The sequence below is a fragment of the Pseudomonas sp. HP_12 genome, from assembly GCF_055283955.1.
Genome location: NZ_JBTOQG010000056.1, coordinates 1 through 17,229 on the forward strand (window position 1 = coordinate 1; position 17,229 = coordinate 17,229).

Sequence of the window (17,229 nt, forward strand, 5' to 3'; positions counted from 1 at the left end):
ATCTTTCGTCTCAACCGAGGCGCGCATTCTACAGCGTCTCTTGTTTCTGTCAAGCGGTTATTTTAAGAAGTTTTCAAAGTTTCCTTATCAACTTCAACCACTTGCGCTTCGCTCGACTTAACGTCTCGCGTCAGCGGGAGGCGAATTCTACAGCGTTACAATCTGCTGTCAACTGCCTTTTTTACCGCTGTCGATTCAAGCATCTGAACCGAAGCATTCCTCGCTGCTTAATTTGTCCAACTCTTTGATTATCAAGGAGTTTTCCGTTTCGTCTGCGCCGGAAGTGGGGCGAATTATAGACAGATCCAGAGGAGCGTCAAGCACTTATTTAAACTTTGGTGGCAACGTTGCTGCTCTTGGCCCGACGACGCTGGATACGCCCAGCAATTACGGGGATCCTAAGCACAAGAAGCAGTGCGCCGATCGTTGCATATATAGCCCACTCCTTCAGATCCGCCCGCACAATCCACAGCATGTGCAGTAAACCCAGCCCCAAAATCAGGTAACTGAGCCGATGCAGCTTCTTCCACCGCGCGCCCAAACGGCGCTGACTGTAGCGATTGGAGGTGACCGCCAGCGACAACAGACCCAGAAACCCCAGCGCGCCAACAATGATGTAGGGCCGCTTGACCAGCTCAACGCCCAATTGCGTCCAGTCGAACCCCAGAATAAAGAAGCCATAACCCAGCATGTGCAGCGCCACATAGGTGAAACACCACAGCCCCAGCTGCCGGCGAACAGCGATCCATCCGGGCCAGCCCGTCGTGCGCTGCAATGGGGTCATCGCCAGCGTGATCAAAAGCAAGGTCAATGTTCCAAGGCCCAAGCGATCAACAAGCACTTTCCCGGGATCCGGCCCCAAAGCAAAAATCCACGCCTGGTAGAGCCAATACATGGGGACCAACGCTGCTGCGATGAACACCGACACTCGCCAGTAGATGAAGCGCATCAATAGTTTTTCCGTAGATCCAGGCCTGCATAAAGAGAAGCAACCTGCTCCCCATACCCGTTGAACATCTCGGTCTGGCGAATATTCGGGCTGAACAGCCCGCTAGGCAGACGTCGCTCATGCGCCTGGGTCCAACGAGGGTGATCAACAGTCGGGTTCACATTGGCATAGAAACCATACTCGCTTGCCGCAATGCTTTGCCACGTGGTTTCCGGCTGCTCGCTCGTCAGGCTGATGCGCACGATGGACTTCGCGCTTTTAAATCCGTATTTCCAAGGCACGATCAGACGCAGCGGCGCGCCGTTCTGATTGGGCAGCTCCCGTCCATACATGCCCACCGCCAGAATCGCGAGGGGATTCATCGCCTCATCCAGGCGCAGACCTTCTACATAAGGCCAGTCGATCAATGCAAAGCCGGAGCGCTGGCCAGGCATGGTCTTCGGGTCCTGCAGCGTTTCGAAGCGGATGTATTTGGCATTCGCCGTGGGTTCAACCTGCTTGAGCAGCTCGGAGATCGGGAAACCCAGCCAAGGGATCACCATCGACCACGCCTCTACACAGCGCAGACGATAGATACGCTCCTCCAGCTGATAAGGCTTCATGAAGTCTTCAAGCGCGTAGCGGCCAGGCTTGGCCACCTCCCCGTCGATGACAACGCTCCACGGCTCGGTTTTCAAGGAACCGGCGTTTTGCGCAGGATCACCCTTGTCGGTGCCGAATTCGTAGAAGTTGTTGTAGTGGGTCGCATCCTTGAACGGCGTGATCGTCTCGTCCTTGACGGTAACGGCTTGCCACTTGGTCGCAGGCAATTTGCCTTTGAACCAGTCCGGCGCGGCACCGGCTTCAACGTTGGCGTAGCGCGAGGCTTCCTCGGCTTGGGCCCAACGAGGCATCGCACTGACGGCGAGCCCTGCAAGTGAGCTGCCGAGCAACGCGCGGCGAGAGAGATAAATGGATTCGGGCGTGACATCCGATTCTTTGCAATCAGATGTGGAAGGGATCTTGATCAGCATGATGACTCCGCAGTTATAGAGAACTGAAGCATCTATAGCTGCGGAGTATGCGGGAAATGCAGGCCGACTAACTACCTCTGGCGACGCAGACGCAGCAGGTACTGGATCGGACCAGACGCTGCATAGCCGAGGAATATCAGCAGCAGAATACGCGGAGGATCACTGAACACGACGGCGAACACCAGAACCACCGCGAGGATCGCAACAAACGGCACTCGCCCCTTGAGATCCAGCTCTTTGAAGCTGTTGTATTTGATGTTGCTGACCATCAGCATCCCGGCAGCAGCAACCAATAGAGCGACCAGGAACGACAATTTCGAACCCTGAATGCCGTAATCGCTGAAGGCCCAGACGGTGCCTGCGACTACGCCCGCCGCGGCAGGACTTGCCAGCCCTATGAAGTAACGCTTGTCCGCCTTGCCTACCTGAGTGTTGAAGCGCGCCAGACGCAATGCTGCGCCCGCGACATAGATGAAGGCGACCATCCAGCCGACCTTGCCCATGTCGCCCAGGGCCCAGCCAAATGCCAACAACGCCGGCGCCACGCCAAAAGCAACCATGTCGGAAAGCGAGTCGTACTCTGCGCCGAATGCGCTCTGGGTGTTGGTCATCCGCGCGACGCGGCCATCAAGACCGTCCAGGACCATGGCAACGAAGATGGCGATGGCGGAAAACGCAAAGTATTTACTCGCGCTCACTTGATCACCTGCACTCAATGCGCTCTGCGCACTCATGGCGCTGATGATTGCGTAGAAGCCGGCGAACAGATTCGCGGTGGTGAACAGATTGGGCAGCAGGTAGATGCCGCGATGACGGACCTGGCGCCCTTCGGCGTCATGGCCCTCTTCAATGTGTTCATCGATCGGTAGCAGGCTTTCGGCGTCAGAAGCCTTGTTCGGCTCTTCGGGACGTTCGCTCATGGACAATACCTTGCAGCTGAAGAATTTCGACAAATGCTTGTGGCCGCTGGGCCGACAAACGATGCAGCTTTATACCAGATGAGCCCCCATAACGAAAAAACGCGACCCGAAGGCCGCGTTTTTTCCTGCAAGAACTAATCTGTGATCTTAGTTCTTGGCTTGGTCGACGATCTTGTTCTTGGCGATCCAAGGCATCATCGAGCGCAGTTGCTCACCAATGATTTCCAGACCATGCGCCTTGTTGTTACGACGCTTGGCGGTCATCGACGGGTAGCCGCTGGCGCCCTCGGCGATGAACATCTTCGCGTATTCGCCGTCCTGGATGCGCTTCAGAGCGTTGCGCATGGCCTGACGGGATTCGGCGTTGATGACTTCCGGGCCGGTCACGTACTCGCCGTATTCGGCGTTGTTGGAGATCGAGTAGTTCATGTTGGCGATCCCGCCTTCGTACATGAGGTCGACGATCAGCTTCAGTTCGTGCAGGCACTCGAAGTAAGCCATTTCCGGCGCGTAGCCGGCTTCCACCAGCGTTTCGAAACCGGCTTTGACCAGTTCAACGGTACCGCCGCACAGAACGGCTTGCTCGCCGAACAGGTCGGTTTCGGTCTCGTCCTTGAACGTGGTTTCGATGATGCCGGTACGACCGCCGCCAACACCCGACGCGTACGACAGTGCGACGTTCTTGGCGTTGCCCGAAGCGTCCTGATAAACGGCGATCAGGTCAGGGATGCCACCGCCTTTGACGAACTCGGTACGCACGGTGTGGCCCGGTGCTTTTGGCGCGATCATGATCACGTCGAGGTCGGCACGTGGAACAACCTGGTTGTAGTGAATCGCGAAGCCGTGGGAGAAGGCCAGTGTTGCGCCCTTCTTGATGTTCGGCTCGATTTCGTTCTTGTACAGCTGAGACTGGAATTCGTCCGGGGTCAGGATCATGACCAAGTCTGCACCGGCGACAGCGGAAGCCACGTCGGTCACTTTCAGGCCGTGAGCTTCAGCTTTGGCGACAGTGGCCGAACCCTTGCGCAGGCCAACGGTGACATCAACGCCCGAGTCTTTCAGGTTGCACGCTTGAGCGTGGCCCTGAGAACCGTAACCGATGATGGCAACTTTTTTGCCCTGGATGATCGAAAGGTCGCAGTCTTTGTCGTAATAAACTTTCATGAAATTCCCCTGATAACTTGGCCGCAAGGCCATTTGCAAAATTAGGTTAGATGCTCAGCACTTTGTCGCCGCGGGCAATGCCCGTGACGCCGCTTCGTACGGTTTCCAGAATGGCGGTGGTGCCAATCGCCTGGATGAAGCTGTCCAGCTTGTCGCTTGTCCCGGTCAACTGCACGGTATAGACGCTGCTGGAGACGTCGACGATCTGGCCGCGAAAAATGTCGGTGGTACGCTTGATCTCGGCACGTTGTGCGCCAGTGGCTTTCACCTTGATCAGCATCAGCTCGCGCTCGATGTGGGCGCTTTCCGACAGATCGACAAGCTTGACCACCTCGACCAGCTTGTTGAGGTTCTTGGTGATTTGCTCGATCACTTCATCATGTCCAACGGTGGTCAGCGTCAGACGCGACAGGGTCGGGTCCTCGGTTGGCGCCACTGTCAGGCTTTCGATGTTGTAGTTGCGTTGCGAAAACAGGCCGACCACACGAGACAGCGCGCCCGGTTCGTTTTCCAGCAATAGCGAAATGATGTGGCGCATGGTTATGTCCGCTCCGTCTTGCTCAGCCACATGTCACGCATGGAGCCGTCTCTGATCTGCATCGGATAAACGTGCTCGCTGACGTCGACCTGGATGTCGAGGAACACCAGGCGATCTTTCATGGCGAACGCTTCTTCCATCTTCGGCTTCAGGTCCTTGAGATCGGTGATGCGCATGCCGACATGACCGTAGGCCTCGACCAGCTTCACGAAGTCAGGCAGCGACTCCATGTAGGAGTGCGAGTGACGGCCGCTGTAGCTCATGTCCTGCCACTGACGGACCATGCCGAGCACGCCGTTGTTGAGCAGGATGATCTTCACCGGCAGGTTGTACTGCAGGCAGGTCGACAGCTCCTGAATGTTCATCTGAATGCTGCCTTCGCCGGTGACGCAGGCGACATTGTCATTCGGGAAACTCAGCGCAACGCCCATCGCGGCAGGCAGGCCAAAACCCATCGTGCCGAGACCGCCGGAGTTGATCCAGCGATTGGGTTTGTTGAAACGATAGTACTGAGCCGCGAACATCTGGTGCTGACCCACGTCGGAGGTGACGTAAGCATCGCCTTTGGTCACTTCGCACAGCGTCTCGATCACGGTCTGCGGCTTGATGACGCTTCCGTCGCCACGGTTGTACGGGAACAGGTCACCGCCGGCGCGCCACTCTTCGATCTGCTTCCACCACGTCTCGACCGAATCCTTGTTTGGGGTTTCGGCAAGCTCTTTGAGGGTCGCAACCATTTCGGTCAGGACGCTTTCCACCGGACCAACGATAGGCACGTCGGCCTTGATGGTTTTGGAGATGGAAGCAGGGTCGATGTCGACGTGAATGATTTTGGCGTTCGGGCAGAACTTGGCCGGGCCGTTGATGACGCGATCGTCGAAACGTGCGCCGACCGCAAGGATCACGTCGGCGTGGTGCATCGCCAGGTTGGCGGTGTAGCTGCCATGCATCCCCAGCATGCCGACGAACTGGCGATCAGTGCCCGGGTAGGCACCCAGCCCCATCAGCGTGTTGGTGACCGGGGCGTTCAATTGCTGCGCCAGTTCGGTCAATGGCGCCGAACCGTTGCCCATGATCACGCCGCCACCGGCGTAGATGACCGGGCGTTTGGCCGCGACCAGCATTTCCACGGCTTTGCGGATCTGGCCGGAGTGGCCACGAACCGCCGGGCTGTAGGAACGCAGCTTGGCTTTCTTGGGGAAGATGTATTCGAACTTTTCCGCCGGGTTGGTCATGTCTTTCGGGATATCGACAACGACAGGACCAGGACGACCGGATTGGGCGAGGTAGAACGCCTTTTTCAGGACTTCCGGGATTTCCGACGGGTGCTTGATCATGAAGCTGTGCTTCACGATCGGCCGGGAGATACCGATCATGTCGGTTTCCTGGAACGCGTCGGTACCGACCATATTGCTCGGGACCTGGCCGGACAGCACCACCATGGGAATCGAGTCCATGTACGCGGTGGCGATGCCGGTGATGGCGTTGGTTGCTCCGGGACCCGACGTCACCAGTACGACACCTGCCTTGCCGGTGGCGCGGGCGTACCCGTCCGCCATGTGAGTCGCGGCCTGTTCGTGACGAACGAGGATGTGGCTCACAGCCGGTTCTTTGAACAGCGCGTCATATATATGCAGGAGGGCACCGCCAGGGTACCCGTAGATATGCTCTACGCCTTCGTCACGCACAAAGCGGACGACCATTTCAGCGCCAGATAAAAGCTCCACGTTGTTCACCTCTAAAACGCCAGAATACCGTCCACACAAGCGAGGAGACGGGTCTTAATAGGTTTACTGCAAAGCAGAGCATGAGCGACGGTGGTCGCCGACTACGTCAGCACTGACTGAGCAAGTATTGGGATCGCCCCTTTAAGTGTTTCGAAGTCTTCCCACCCAGCGCGAGGTAACGCGTTGCGGGTGTTACGGGTCGGCGCGGGTGTGCGCCTCATGATCTACCGAGACGGTCTGCTTCTGGCAGTCCCTCTACAGCGAACTTTGGATTGTTCGGATTCGCCCCCCGCAAGTCAAGTCATCGATGCGCTTTCTTCGTCCGCAGTCCGCCAAAAGGCACCGAATGAGGTCGTGGCGCCGCGCTTGTGATAGGTTTCCGGCCAATGCCACAGAAGTAAGGAACCGGGAATGCGCTGGATGATGCTTGCAGCGACGCTGACACTTGCCGTCGCCCCGGCGGTAAGCCAGGCCGCGCAGATATACAAATGGGTCGACGCTCAGGGCGTCACGCATTTCGACGCCCAGCCGCCTGCCGGGCAGGCAGCACAGGAAATCAATACAGCGAGCCCCGTCACCGCACCCCCTGCCCCGCCGCCACAGAACCAGGACGGGGTACGGGAGCAGGAGGCGGTCGATGCCAAGGTCAAGAAGCAGGTCGCCGTTCAGGAAGCGAAGCTTAAAGAAGCGTGTGACGAGCAGCGCACCAACCTTGCCCAACTGCAGAACAACCCTCGGGTACGACAGGAGGTGAACGGCGAGTTCCGGCGGTTCACGGAAGAAGAGCGCCAGGCTCGCATCGCCGAGGTCAAGAAGTACCTCGACGACCAATGCAACTGAGGGTCAGACCGCCTCTGTGATCAGGCGGTCAAAGCCTTTCAGCAGGGCAAGCAACTCGCGCGCTTCCCCGATACGGCTGGCGTACACCATCTCGGCCATTTCCAGAATACCGGATGCCGTGGGCAATGGCAGATCACGCTCAAGGATGATCTTCATGCGCGGCAGGAAGATCCATTGCAACCACTGATCAAAATCCAGCGTGTCGACGCAGAAGGGTTCACGGCTGGACAGCGACTTATCGCTGGGCGGCACATCCTTCCACCATCCCAGCACTCGCAACTCGCGCTCGATCAATAGCAACTGGTCGGCGATTTTCGGGAAGCGTTTATCCATTGGCTTTCTGCCGCGCCAGCGCCGCGCCGGCGGCGTCGCCCTGTTTTTCACGCGACTGGGCAATCAACCCCCAAAGACTGGCTTGAAGGCTGGCACGGCCATTGGCGTAGGTCAGACCGCGACGCGCCAGTTGCTCGGCCTGAGGCGCATCGCCCTGAGCCAGACGCACTTGCGCCAGACGGTAAAGGACCTGTGGCTCACGGGGAGCAACGCGCTGCGCCCGCTCAAGGCTTGACGCCGCGCCGTTGAGGTCACCACCGGATTGCTGTTGCTGAGCGGTGGTCAGCAAGGCCAGCACCGGGCCATCGAGTTGCTCGTCTTCCGATAACCCGCCGCTGGACGCAGACGGAATGCCAGTCGGCGCCGACGCCGGCATGTTGTAGGTAGTGCTGGTCGCTGGCGGCGGTGTGTACGTGTTGTTCACCGGCGCCTGATTGACCGGCGACGTGCTAATCGGAGCGGTACTGATCGGCGCCGTGGTGGGCGGCACGAACGTCGATATCGGCGCGCCACTGGCGTCGGCGCCGCCGGGCACCATGACCGTGACACCGGAATCTTCCTGGATCGATTGGGACTGCGTTGGCGCCTGCACGGGCGCGCGGTAGGTGTTGTTGCGTGTCGACGAAACACGCTCGCCGTTTGAAACGCGTGACCCTGAGTCCACTACCGGAATCGCACTGCGCGTCTGGGACGCGCAACCGTTGAGCAAAGCCAGAGCCGTTACAGCCGGAATCCACCACTTGTTCACGTCACATCCTCTTTGCTTAATTCAACCAGGCTCAGTTCAACCAGCCTTTGACCCAGTCCATCACCGAATCGGCGGGCGCTGCAGGCCCACCGCACGTCGGGCCGGGTTGCGGCTCACTGCCGCGAATATACGGCATCTGTACGGCGTTCGGGCAGCTGGCGTCGGTGCCTTCACCAGTACTGGCATTGACCCAGGCCTGCACGACGTTATCGGGCATCGCCATGTCCAGCGGCAGCGGATCGGCCTTCTTCATGAAGCTGGTCCAGATCTGCAAGGCGCCGGTGGCCCCAGTGAACGGCGTCTTGCCGTTGTCGTCGCGGCCCATCCAGACGATCGCCAGCAAATCCTGACTGAAACCGGCAAACCAGCTGTCGCGGGAATCGTTGGTGGTGCCCGACTTGCCCGCCAGATTCAGGGTGCTCGGCAGCACGTTGTACACCGATTTACCCGTGCCTTCGCGCATCACCCGCTGCATGGCGTTCTGCAGCAGATAGATCGAACCCGGGTCGAAACGTTGTTGAATCTGGAAAGGGTAGCGCTTGAGCGGCTCCCCCTCTGCAGTCAGTACGCTGCGAATCCCGCGCAATGGCGTATTGAAGCCGCCGCTGGCGATGGTCTGATACATCGTCGCCACTTCGATTGGCGTCAGCGCGCCAGCCCCCAGGAGCATCGACGGGAAAGCCGGCCACTCACGGGTCACGCCCAGCTTGGTCAGGGTTTTGAAGACATTCGGAATGCCCAGGTCCAGACCCAGCTTCGCGCTGGACAGGTTGTAGGAATGCGCAAGGCCCTGATACAGGAAAATATTGCCGTGGGCTTTGTGATCGTAGTTCTGCGGCTTCCAGATCTGGCCGTCGGCGCCTTTCACCTGGAAGGGTTCATCGGGTACCCAACTGGTCAGCGTGTATTGCTGCGGACGTTCGAGTGCAGTGAGGTAGATGGCCGGTTTGACCAACGACCCAATCGGCCGAACGGCATCCAGCGCCCGGTTGAACCCCGCAAAGCCTGCCTGGCGACTGCCGATCAGCGCCTGAACTTCGCCGGTTTCCGGATTGGTCACGACCATGGCCGTTTCCATCTCATCCGCGCCTTTGCGGCCAGAAATCTTGGCGAAGCTTTCGCGCACGGCGGCTTCGGACTTCATCTGCAGAATCGGGTCGAAACTGGTGAAGATCCGCAGGCCTTCTTCGGTCAAGTCTTCGTCGCGGTAGTCCTGACGCAGTTGGCGTTTGACCAGATCAAGGAAGTCCGGGAATGAGCTGTCAGCCAGCGAACCGACTTTGCTCACGCCCAGCGGCATCTTCTTCGCCGCAGCTACTACTTCCGGCGTAGCGACACCCTGCTGCTCCAGCAGATCGAGGACCAGATTGCGACGTTCCAGCGCTCGCTCAGGATTGCGACGCGGGTTGTAATACGAAGGCCCTTTGACCAAACCGACCAGCAAGGCGACCTGATGCAGCTTCAACTCCGACAGCGGCTGACTAAAGAAATACTGACTCGCCAGACCAAAACCGTGAACCGCGCGCTGGCCGTCCTGCCCCACAAACACTTCATTGAGGTAGGCCTCGAGGATCTCCTGCTTGCTGTAATGGATCTCCAGCAAAATAGCCATCATCGCTTCTGTCAGCTTGCGGGTGATGCTGCGCTCGTTGGTCAGGTAAAAATTCTTGACCAACTGCTGAGTCAGCGTCGATCCGCCCTGGCGCATCTGGCCAGCAGATGCGTTGATCCAGAAAGCCCGCACGATCCCTTTCGGGGATACGCCGAAGTGATGGTAGAAATCGCGGTCTTCGACGGTGACGAGGGTGTCGAGCAAATAAGGCGGCGCCTGATCGAGCTTGATCAGAATCCGGTCCTCGAGATTCTTCGGGTACAAGCCGCCGATCATCAGAGGCTCAAGCCGCGCAACAGCCAGCTTGGCGCCATTGGCGGCGGTCAGTTCCGCGACGTAATCGCCGGAGAAGCGCACATGGATCTGCTGTGCCGGATCAGCGCCTTCATAGAACTGGAAGCCGCGGGTGTTGAGATCGACATTGTTGCCGTTGACCGCAGCAGCGCCCGGCCCGTTGGCCACGGCTTCGCGGCGATAGCCCAGCGCATCGAGCTCCAGAAGGAAGTCGTCGCGTGAAAGCTTCTGGCCGACGAATAGCTCCAGCGGTCGCGCATAGACCTTGGCCGGAATGGTCCAGCGCTTGCCGGAGAATTTTTCCTGGACGATGGAATCCAGGTAAACGGCGAAGCAGCCAAGGATCACCAGCCCGACAAGACTGAGTTTCAGGGCCCAGCCCAACAGGCTGCGCAGGCGGCTGTTGGTGGGTTTGGGGGATTTTTTCGGGGTGCGGGATCGGGTCATGGCGGCGGATTATACGCACTTTCAAAGCCCCCGACAGACCACCCTTTAAGCGGTTTGCAGCAATGTCTGTAGCGGCCATAATGGCCGCCTTTCGCTACTTCTCTATCGACTTATCACCTTTCAAGGATCGTCCGTGAGCCAGACACTGATAGCCGCGCTGCAAAACCCCGCCCTGTTTCCTCACCCGGTCGAACAGTTTCAGGTCATCGAGACGCATATTTCCTGGGTGCTGCTTACCGGCCCTTACGTTTACAAGATGAAGAAGCCGGTCAACTTTGGCTTTCTGGACTTCACCAGCCTGTCGGCGCGTAAGCATTTCTGTGAGCAGGAGCTGATGCTGAACCAGCGCCTGACGGACGATCTGTACCTGGAAGTGCTGCCTGTCACCGGCAGTATCGAGGCTCCGCAGCTGAATGGTGAAGGCGAAGCGATCGAGTACGTGCTGAAAATGCGCCAGTTCCCGCAGGACGGCCTGCTCAGCACCTTGCAAGCCAAAGGCGAACTGACCACCGCGCACATCGACGACATGGCCCGGCAGATCGCCGAGTTTCATCTCAAATCGCCCAAAGTCCCAATGGAAAACCCACTTGGCAGTGCTGACAGCGTCATGGCGCCGGTCACGCAGAACTTTGAGCAGATTCTGCCCTTCCTCAGCGAAAAGTCTGACCTCATTCAGCTGGAAGCGCTGGAAGCGTGGGCCAACACCAGCTTCGAGCGCCTCAAGCCATTGATGAACCAGCGCAAGCTGGACGGGTTTGTCCGCGAGTGCCATGGCGACATCCACTTGGGCAACGCAACGCTGATCGATGGCAAGGTCGTGATTTTCGACTGCATCGAATTCAACGAGCCCTTCCGCATGACAGACGTCTATGCGGACATCGGCTTCCTGGCCATGGACCTTGAGGATCGCGGCCTGAAAAGCCTGTCCCGTCGATTCGTCAGCCAGTACCTGGAGCTGACCGGCGACTACGCAGGCCTGCAGCTGCTGAATTTCTACAAAGCCTACCGCGCACTGGTCCGCGCCAAAGTGGCGCTGTTCAGCCTGAATGCCGATGCTGACCAGGTGCAGCGCGCCGCAACCCTGCGCCAGTATCGTAACTACGCCAACCTGGCCGAGAGCTACAGCGCGATCCCGTCCAATTTTCTGGCTATCACTCATGGCGTTTCTGCGGTCGGGAAAAGTCAGGTCGCGATGCGGCTGGTGGAAGCGCTCGGTGCTATCCGCCTGCGTTCGGATGTCGAGCGCAAGCGTGTATTTGCCGACCATAACGACCTGTATTCCGCCGATGTCAGCGCTGCCACCTATCAGCGCCTGAACGAGCTGGCGGGTGTCGTGCTCCGCGCAGGCTTGCCGGTGGTCATCGACGCAACTTATCTGAAGCTCGCACAGCGTCAGGCAGCCGCGCAGATTGCCGAGGCGATGGGCGTTCCTTTCCTGATCATTGATTGCGCTGCGCCAAAGGCAGTTATCGAGGGTTGGCTAGCGCAACGTCGGGCACAGAATGAGGACCCTTCCGACGCAACGATGGAAGTCATTGAAGCGCAGCTGGCCAGTCGCGAAGCGCTGACCGCCGACGAGATACTGCGCAGCCGGCACGTCGAGACCAACGTCAGCGGCGATCTGGACAAGCTGGTCGCGGACATCCGTCAGCATCTGCCGGGCCTGTAACACGCCAGCCAAACCAGTGGTCGAGTCGTGAAGGATATCGCTTCACGGCTCGCCACTAGTGGCATTATAGTGGCGTCAGAATTCCAACAAAGGAGACGTCAGATGAACCAGCCCAAGCAGCTCGACTCGCCTCTGTTCGCATTGCTGCGAAAAGACGACGTGACCGCCTTCAACCTCGAACGGCCCAAGCAGGGCCCTGTTGATCTTTCGGCTGGGGATTTCCGTGGTCTCGACCTGCGTGAACTCAACGCGGAAGAGGTCGATTTCAGCGACGCCTACTTCAGATCTGCGGACCTGCGTGGCGTTGACTTCCGGACAACCAGGCTCGAGGGTGCAAGCATCGCCCACGCGCAGATATCCGGGGCGTACTTCCCGCCAGAGCTCAGTGCTGACGAAATCCTCATGTCGGTCAATTTCGGTACGCGCCTGCGCTATCGCACCCGCTAACCTCATCACAGCCGCCAAACCTCGCTCTATGCCTCGCCCCGCATGCGCCGCCGTGCCGGGCCCGTGCTCGCCTTTCCTCCTCACCTGACCCCTACCGTTCGGCGGCGTGGCCCGCGTTCCGATGACATTCTCCCGCAGCTTGACTCGAGGTCGTCTACGCTCAAGGGCATGGCTCGCCTTTTCAGTTTGTGTCGAGCCTACGGAGAAGTTATTACACGGATTGACTGGAAAGGGCTGCAATCATGGACGATGAGTTACTGGGGATGAAGAATCTTGGGAAGACCTCGGTTCAATGGCTTCACGCTGCGGGCATTCACACTGTCGCCGACCTGCGCCGTCTTGGCGCAATCCAGGCCTACCGGGCCGTCAAGGTCAGGGGTTTCCGAGCATCCAAAGCGCTGCTGTATTCACTCGAGGGCGCGTTGTCGAATCGCCTTTGGAGCGAGCTGCCTCAAGAATACAAAGATTCCCTGGACACCGAATTGAGGAACGTGAGCCCTGGGGCAATCGGGGAACGCTGAGCTCGCACAGCAAAATAGTCTGCAGAACACTGTTGACTTACAAATGAGAATCACTATGATTATCACATCCGGTCGCGAGACTGGCCGATAACCTGAAAGGCTCCTTGGTTCGGACTCTCAGATTATCTCCTCATCAGGCTAATCACGGTTTTTGACCCGGCTCTTTGCCGGGTCTTTTTTTGCCTGCGATTTAATGGCCCACACCCAGACGGACCAACAGATCATCCAGCAGGCTGGTCGCCCCGAGCCGCAGTCTCCCCTGCTCAAGCCAGCGGGGGCCGAATCGTGCCCTGACCAGATCCATGTGCACCCGCGCTTCATCAAGCGTCCGCACGTTTCCCGAAACGTTGATGCCCACATGGGCGCCTGACTCGGCGATGGCCGCAATCAAAATTCGGCTGGCCTGGGGCGTTGCGTTGATGATGTGTTTGCCCGTGCTGGTTTTCAGAAAATTGGCGCCCTCCTCAATCGCCACACAGCTTGCACCGTGAATGACCTGCGGATCACGCAGCACGCCGGTTTCCAGCGTGACGGTCAATGCTGCCCGAGCACACCTGGCTTTGCAGGCACTGATGATGTCTGCGCCGATCTGCCTGTCCCCGCCCAGTAGCGCATGGAAGGGATAAACCAGATCGATTTCGTCGGCGCCCGCAAGGATTGCCGCCTGGGTTTCCGACTCGGCGGAGCTGACAGAAGGCGAACCGCTGGGGAAATTGACCGCGGCCACGACTTTGATCTCCCGCGCATGAAGACTGTCGAGCGTGCGCCGCGCCAGTCCTGCGAATCTGGGCATTACGCAAACGGCGGCAACATGTCCCACAGGTGTCAGAGCTCGATGACACAACGCAATAATCTTTTCAGGCGTGTCGTCGGCGTTCAACGACGCCAACTCCATCAGGCCGATAGCCAGTTGCGCCAGCGACGCTTCGACCTCATACACGTCCATTGCTTCGTTTAGGTCGTTCATCACACACCCTCAATGTCTTTGCCTGGGGCGACGATAATCGAGAACGGCTGTGCCTGAACGGTCACAAAGACGCAAAAGAGCAGGCCTACGTGATTACAAGAATTGTCCGAAGGACATTGCCCGCACGGGCATCGAAAATGGGGCTGCTGCGTTGACATGGGCAGCTTATAGCGGTCGATCCGAGCCCCATTTCAGCGAGCGATCACCAGCGGATGCCCACGCTCGGGATGGGGCTGTACCAGAACATCCAGGCCGAATACCGACTTCAGCGCTTCAGGCTTCAGCACTTGCTGAGGTGTGCCGGATAGATGTGCCCGACCCTGATTCAGCAACAACAGGTGATCGCAATAACGGGCGGCCAGATTCAAGTCATGCAGGATCACCATTACCGCGCCGCCACGGTCGGCGAACGCGCGAACCGCTAACAGCGTGGTGTGCTGATGCAGCGGGTCGAGCGCCGAGGTCGGCTCGTCCAGCAGAAGGATCTGGCCCTCCTCGCCGGGCCACACCTGAGCCAGCACTCGCGCCAGATGGACCCGCTGACGCTCGCCTCCCGACAGCGTCAGATAGCTGCGACCCAGCAGGTGCAGCCCATCGGCGGCCGCAAGGGCGTACTGGATAACTTCACCGTCACGCTGCTGACCGCTGTCATGGGGCAAGCGGCCCATCGCAACCACTTCCTCGACCTTGAACGCGAAGCTCAACGTCGAACTCTGCGGCAGTACAGCCAGCCGCCGCGCCCGCTCGGGGCCACGCCACTGATTGAGGGGAATGTCGTCCAGCAACACCTGGCCGTGGGTCGGGGCAAGCTCGCCGCACAGGGCAGCCATCAGCGTACTTTTCCCGGCACCATTGGGGCCCAGCACGCCAAGCATCTGACCGGGCGCCAATGCCAAGTCGATGTTGGCGACCACCTGTTTGCCATCACGCATGATGCCCAAGTCATTGGCGATCAACATCAGCTACGCCCTCGAACCAGCAGGAATAGAAAAAACGGCGCGCCAATGAACACGGTGACAATCCCGATCGGCAGCTCCGCAGGGGCCATCACCAGTCGGGCAAAGATGTCCGCGAAGAGCAGCAGCGTTGCGCCTGCCAGCGCCGATGCGGGAAGAACAACGCGGTGGTCCGGCCCGGTCAGCAGTCGCACCAGGTGCGGCACGATGAGGCCGATGAAACCGATCAGCCCCGCCGCCGCTACGGCGGCCCCCACGCCGAAGGCGATGCACAGAATCAGCTCACGCTTGAGGCGTTCGACTTCGATGCCCAGGTGACGCGCCTCCGATTCTCCCAGCAGCAACGCATTGAGCGCATTGGCTCGGCGCGGCAGCCAGAGAATCACTGCCACGCAAACCAGCAAAAGAGGCCAGAGCCGGGCATAACTGGCGCCGTTCAGCGTGCCCAGATTCCAGAACGTCAGCGTCCGGAGGCTGGCGTCATCGGCCAGATACGTGAACAGGCCGATGATCGAACCGGCCAGCGCGGTCATCGCCACCCCCGCCAGCAGCATGGTGCTGACGCTGGTTCGGCCATCGCGGCGTCCGAGCCGATAGACGATTGCGGTAACACCAAGCCCACCGGCGAAGACGCAGATGGACAGCAGATACGGCTGGAACGCCTCAGGCATTCCGCCCAGGGATGCCCCGGCGACGATGGCTACCGCCGCCCCCAATGCCGCGCCACTGGAAACCCCGACCAGACCGGGATCCGCCAAGGGGTTGCGGAACAGACCCTGCATCGCCACGCCGGACAACGCCAGCACTGCACCTACAGCCAGTCCAAGCAACGTACGAGGCAGGCGGATCTGGCCCACGATCAGTTCCGCCTGCTGCAAGTTGTCCTCCGCCACGGGCACGCCCACCAGATGAAGAAACGCGCGCAAGGTGTCCATCATTGGCAGACTGACAGGCCCGAGCGCGAGAGACAGCCATATCGCCAGCAAGCAGGCGAAGCCCAGCAGGATAAACAGCGTTTTGGGGGCAAGATCAAGCTTCATTGAGCGTTCGAGACCCTAGCGTTGAGCGCTGAGGCGTCAGGATAGAAGGCGTCTGCCAACGACTTCACGGCGTCCGGCAATCGAGGCCCAAGACCGCCCACCAGTAACGTCGGGTCAATCTCGATTACGCGGTTATCCCGGACGGCCCTGGTTGCCCCGAGCAGTGGGTTTTCACGCAGCAATGCCTCGCGCGGCTGGACGCCGTTTTGAGCCCGATCGCTTACAACGAGCACTTCAGGATTCAGCCCGCTCAGTGCCTCATTGGAAAACACTTTATAGCCAGAGTGGGTAGCCAGGTTGCGGCCACCCGCCTGGGCGATCAGCCAGTCGCCGACAGTGCCTGCGCCAGCCACCATCGGCGCGCTGCCTGCATGACTGACCAGCAACAGAACACCGGGCGCGGAACGCTTCAGTTGCGTCACTCGCTCATGCTCCGCCGCGAGCCGCTGGATGTATTGGTCGCTCAACTGCCGCGCCTCGCCTTCATTGCCCAATAGCGCGCCGAGCCTTTCAAGATTGGCTCGCAGCGCAGACAACTCTGCACTCGCCGACAGCACCTCCACTTGCACGCCGGCCGTGCGCAGTTGCTGGATGACCGGCGGAGGCCCCATTTCTTCGGTGCCTATCAGAATCTTCGGACGCAACGTGAGAATACCTTCCGCCGACAACTGCCGCTGGTAACCGATGCCCGGCAGCGATTTGACCGATGGCGGGTGCTGGCTGGTGCTGTCCACGCCCACCAGATGCGATTCCCCGCCCAGCGCGACGATCCATTCCGTCAAGGCGCCGCCGGCACTGACCCAGCGTTGCGGCTCGGGTGAAGCGGCCGTTGCCAGATGGGCAACAAACAGCCCTATCACGATCGCGATCAGCTGGGCGGTGAAGCGCATAAAAGGTGCGTCCTCTATAAAGGAAGGCGCAGTCGATCACCTCAAGGCGCGACTGGCTGGATTTCGTTCATCGACTGACGGGTTTGACTGCTGGCAGAATGCGCAGCCTGCTACGGCCAGGCATTTGATAATTATTTGCATTTGAGCGTCAAGC

17 protein-coding genes are annotated in these 17,229 nt (G+C 59.4%); 4 read left to right on the forward strand and 13 right to left on the reverse strand.

What is annotated here, in order from left to right:
- Positions 1–328 precede the first annotated feature (328 nt).
- The 6 genes from msrQ to ACYASU_RS21590 form a co-directional block, all read right to left on the reverse strand.
- Positions 329–949, reverse strand: coding sequence for a protein-methionine-sulfoxide reductase heme-binding subunit MsrQ (msrQ, locus tag ACYASU_RS21565; protein ID WP_463583994.1), 621 nt, complete (start codon positions 947–949; stop codon positions 329–331).
- Complete coding sequence (gene msrP, locus ACYASU_RS21570; RefSeq protein WP_463583995.1) at positions 949–1,962, reverse strand: protein-methionine-sulfoxide reductase catalytic subunit MsrP; 1,014 nt, start codon at positions 1,960–1,962, stop codon at positions 949–951. The genes msrQ and msrP overlap by 1 nt, the downstream gene beginning before the upstream one ends.
- 71 nt (positions 1,963–2,033) lie before the next feature.
- Entirely contained in the window at positions 2,034–2,882 is an 849-nt protein-coding gene (gene pssA, locus ACYASU_RS21575; RefSeq protein ID WP_192174627.1) for a CDP-diacylglycerol--serine O-phosphatidyltransferase, read from the reverse strand.
- A gap of 147 nt (positions 2,883–3,029) precedes the next feature.
- Positions 3,030–4,046 (reverse strand): ketol-acid reductoisomerase, encoded by a 1,017-nt coding sequence (ilvC, locus tag ACYASU_RS21580; protein ID WP_282373296.1) that lies wholly within the window; start codon positions 4,044–4,046, stop codon positions 3,030–3,032.
- 46 nt (positions 4,047–4,092) lie between these two features.
- Complete coding sequence (ilvN, locus tag ACYASU_RS21585) at positions 4,093–4,584, reverse strand: acetolactate synthase small subunit (protein ID WP_093469284.1); 492 nt, start codon at positions 4,582–4,584, stop codon at positions 4,093–4,095.
- A 2-nt stretch (positions 4,585–4,586) separates the two neighbouring features.
- Positions 4,587–6,311: an acetolactate synthase 3 large subunit gene (locus tag ACYASU_RS21590; RefSeq protein WP_463583996.1), complete on the reverse strand. Its 1,725-nt coding sequence runs from the start codon at positions 6,309–6,311 to the stop codon at positions 4,587–4,589.
- Between the two features lie 411 nt (positions 6,312–6,722).
- Between ACYASU_RS21590 and ACYASU_RS21595 the strand changes: the two genes are divergently transcribed.
- On the forward strand, positions 6,723–7,151 hold the full coding sequence (locus ACYASU_RS21595) for a DUF4124 domain-containing protein (protein ID WP_282373292.1): 429 nt from the start codon (positions 6,723–6,725) through the stop codon (positions 7,149–7,151).
- A 3-nt stretch (positions 7,152–7,154) separates the two neighbouring features.
- Here the strand turns inward: ACYASU_RS21595 and ACYASU_RS21600 are convergent, their stop codons facing one another.
- From ACYASU_RS21600 to mrcB, 3 genes are read right to left on the reverse strand one after another with little or no spacing between them, the layout of a single operon-like run.
- The gene (locus ACYASU_RS21600; protein WP_346631271.1) at positions 7,155–7,484 is read right to left on the reverse strand and encodes a YqcC family protein; all 330 of its coding nucleotides are present in this window, start codon (positions 7,482–7,484) and stop codon (positions 7,155–7,157) included.
- The gene (locus ACYASU_RS21605; RefSeq protein WP_463583997.1) at positions 7,477–8,232 is read right to left on the reverse strand and encodes a tetratricopeptide repeat protein; all 756 of its coding nucleotides are present in this window, start codon (positions 8,230–8,232) and stop codon (positions 7,477–7,479) included. The genes ACYASU_RS21600 and ACYASU_RS21605 overlap by 8 nt, the downstream gene beginning before the upstream one ends.
- Positions 8,233–8,263: 31 nt before the next feature.
- On the reverse strand, positions 8,264–10,585 hold the full coding sequence (mrcB, locus tag ACYASU_RS21610) for a penicillin-binding protein 1B (protein WP_463583998.1): 2,322 nt from the start codon (positions 10,583–10,585) through the stop codon (positions 8,264–8,266).
- A gap of 133 nt (positions 10,586–10,718) precedes the next feature.
- On the opposite strand from mrcB, the gene ACYASU_RS21615 reads away from it, so the two are divergent.
- The 3 genes from ACYASU_RS21615 to ACYASU_RS21625 all read left to right on the forward strand — a co-directional run bounded on the left by ACYASU_RS21615 (position 10,719) and on the right by ACYASU_RS21625 (position 13,222).
- Positions 10,719–12,254 (forward strand): bifunctional aminoglycoside phosphotransferase/ATP-binding protein, encoded by a 1,536-nt coding sequence (locus ACYASU_RS21615; protein WP_463583999.1) that lies wholly within the window; start codon positions 10,719–10,721, stop codon positions 12,252–12,254.
- A gap of 102 nt (positions 12,255–12,356) precedes the next feature.
- A complete protein-coding gene (locus ACYASU_RS21620; RefSeq protein ID WP_192174620.1) occupies positions 12,357–12,701 on the forward strand; it encodes a pentapeptide repeat-containing protein in 345 nt (114 codons plus the stop codon).
- A 242-nt stretch (positions 12,702–12,943) separates the two neighbouring features.
- Entirely contained in the window at positions 12,944–13,222 is a 279-nt protein-coding gene (locus ACYASU_RS21625) for a TfoX/Sxy family protein (protein ID WP_346627723.1), read from the forward strand.
- Positions 13,223–13,412: 190 nt separating this feature from the next.
- Here the strand turns inward: ACYASU_RS21625 and deoC are convergent, their stop codons facing one another.
- The 4 genes from deoC to ACYASU_RS21645 all read right to left on the reverse strand — a co-directional run bounded on the left by deoC (position 13,413) and on the right by ACYASU_RS21645 (position 17,075).
- Positions 13,413–14,168, reverse strand: coding sequence for a deoxyribose-phosphate aldolase (gene deoC, locus ACYASU_RS21630; protein ID WP_463584130.1), 756 nt, complete (start codon positions 14,166–14,168; stop codon positions 13,413–13,415).
- 212 nt (positions 14,169–14,380) lie between these two features.
- Positions 14,381–15,148 carry a heme ABC transporter ATP-binding protein gene (locus ACYASU_RS21635; protein ID WP_463584000.1) on the reverse strand — a complete coding sequence of 256 codons (768 nt, stop codon included), beginning with the start codon at positions 15,146–15,148 and terminating at the stop codon, positions 14,381–14,383.
- Positions 15,148–16,131 carry a FecCD family ABC transporter permease gene (locus tag ACYASU_RS21640; protein ID WP_463584131.1) on the reverse strand — a complete coding sequence of 328 codons (984 nt, stop codon included), beginning with the start codon at positions 16,129–16,131 and terminating at the stop codon, positions 15,148–15,150. The genes ACYASU_RS21635 and ACYASU_RS21640 overlap by 1 nt, the downstream gene beginning before the upstream one ends.
- 50 nt (positions 16,132–16,181) lie before the next feature.
- On the reverse strand, positions 16,182–17,075 hold the full coding sequence (locus tag ACYASU_RS21645) for a heme/hemin ABC transporter substrate-binding protein (protein WP_463584001.1): 894 nt from the start codon (positions 17,073–17,075) through the stop codon (positions 16,182–16,184).
- Positions 17,076–17,229: the final 154 nt, after the last annotated feature.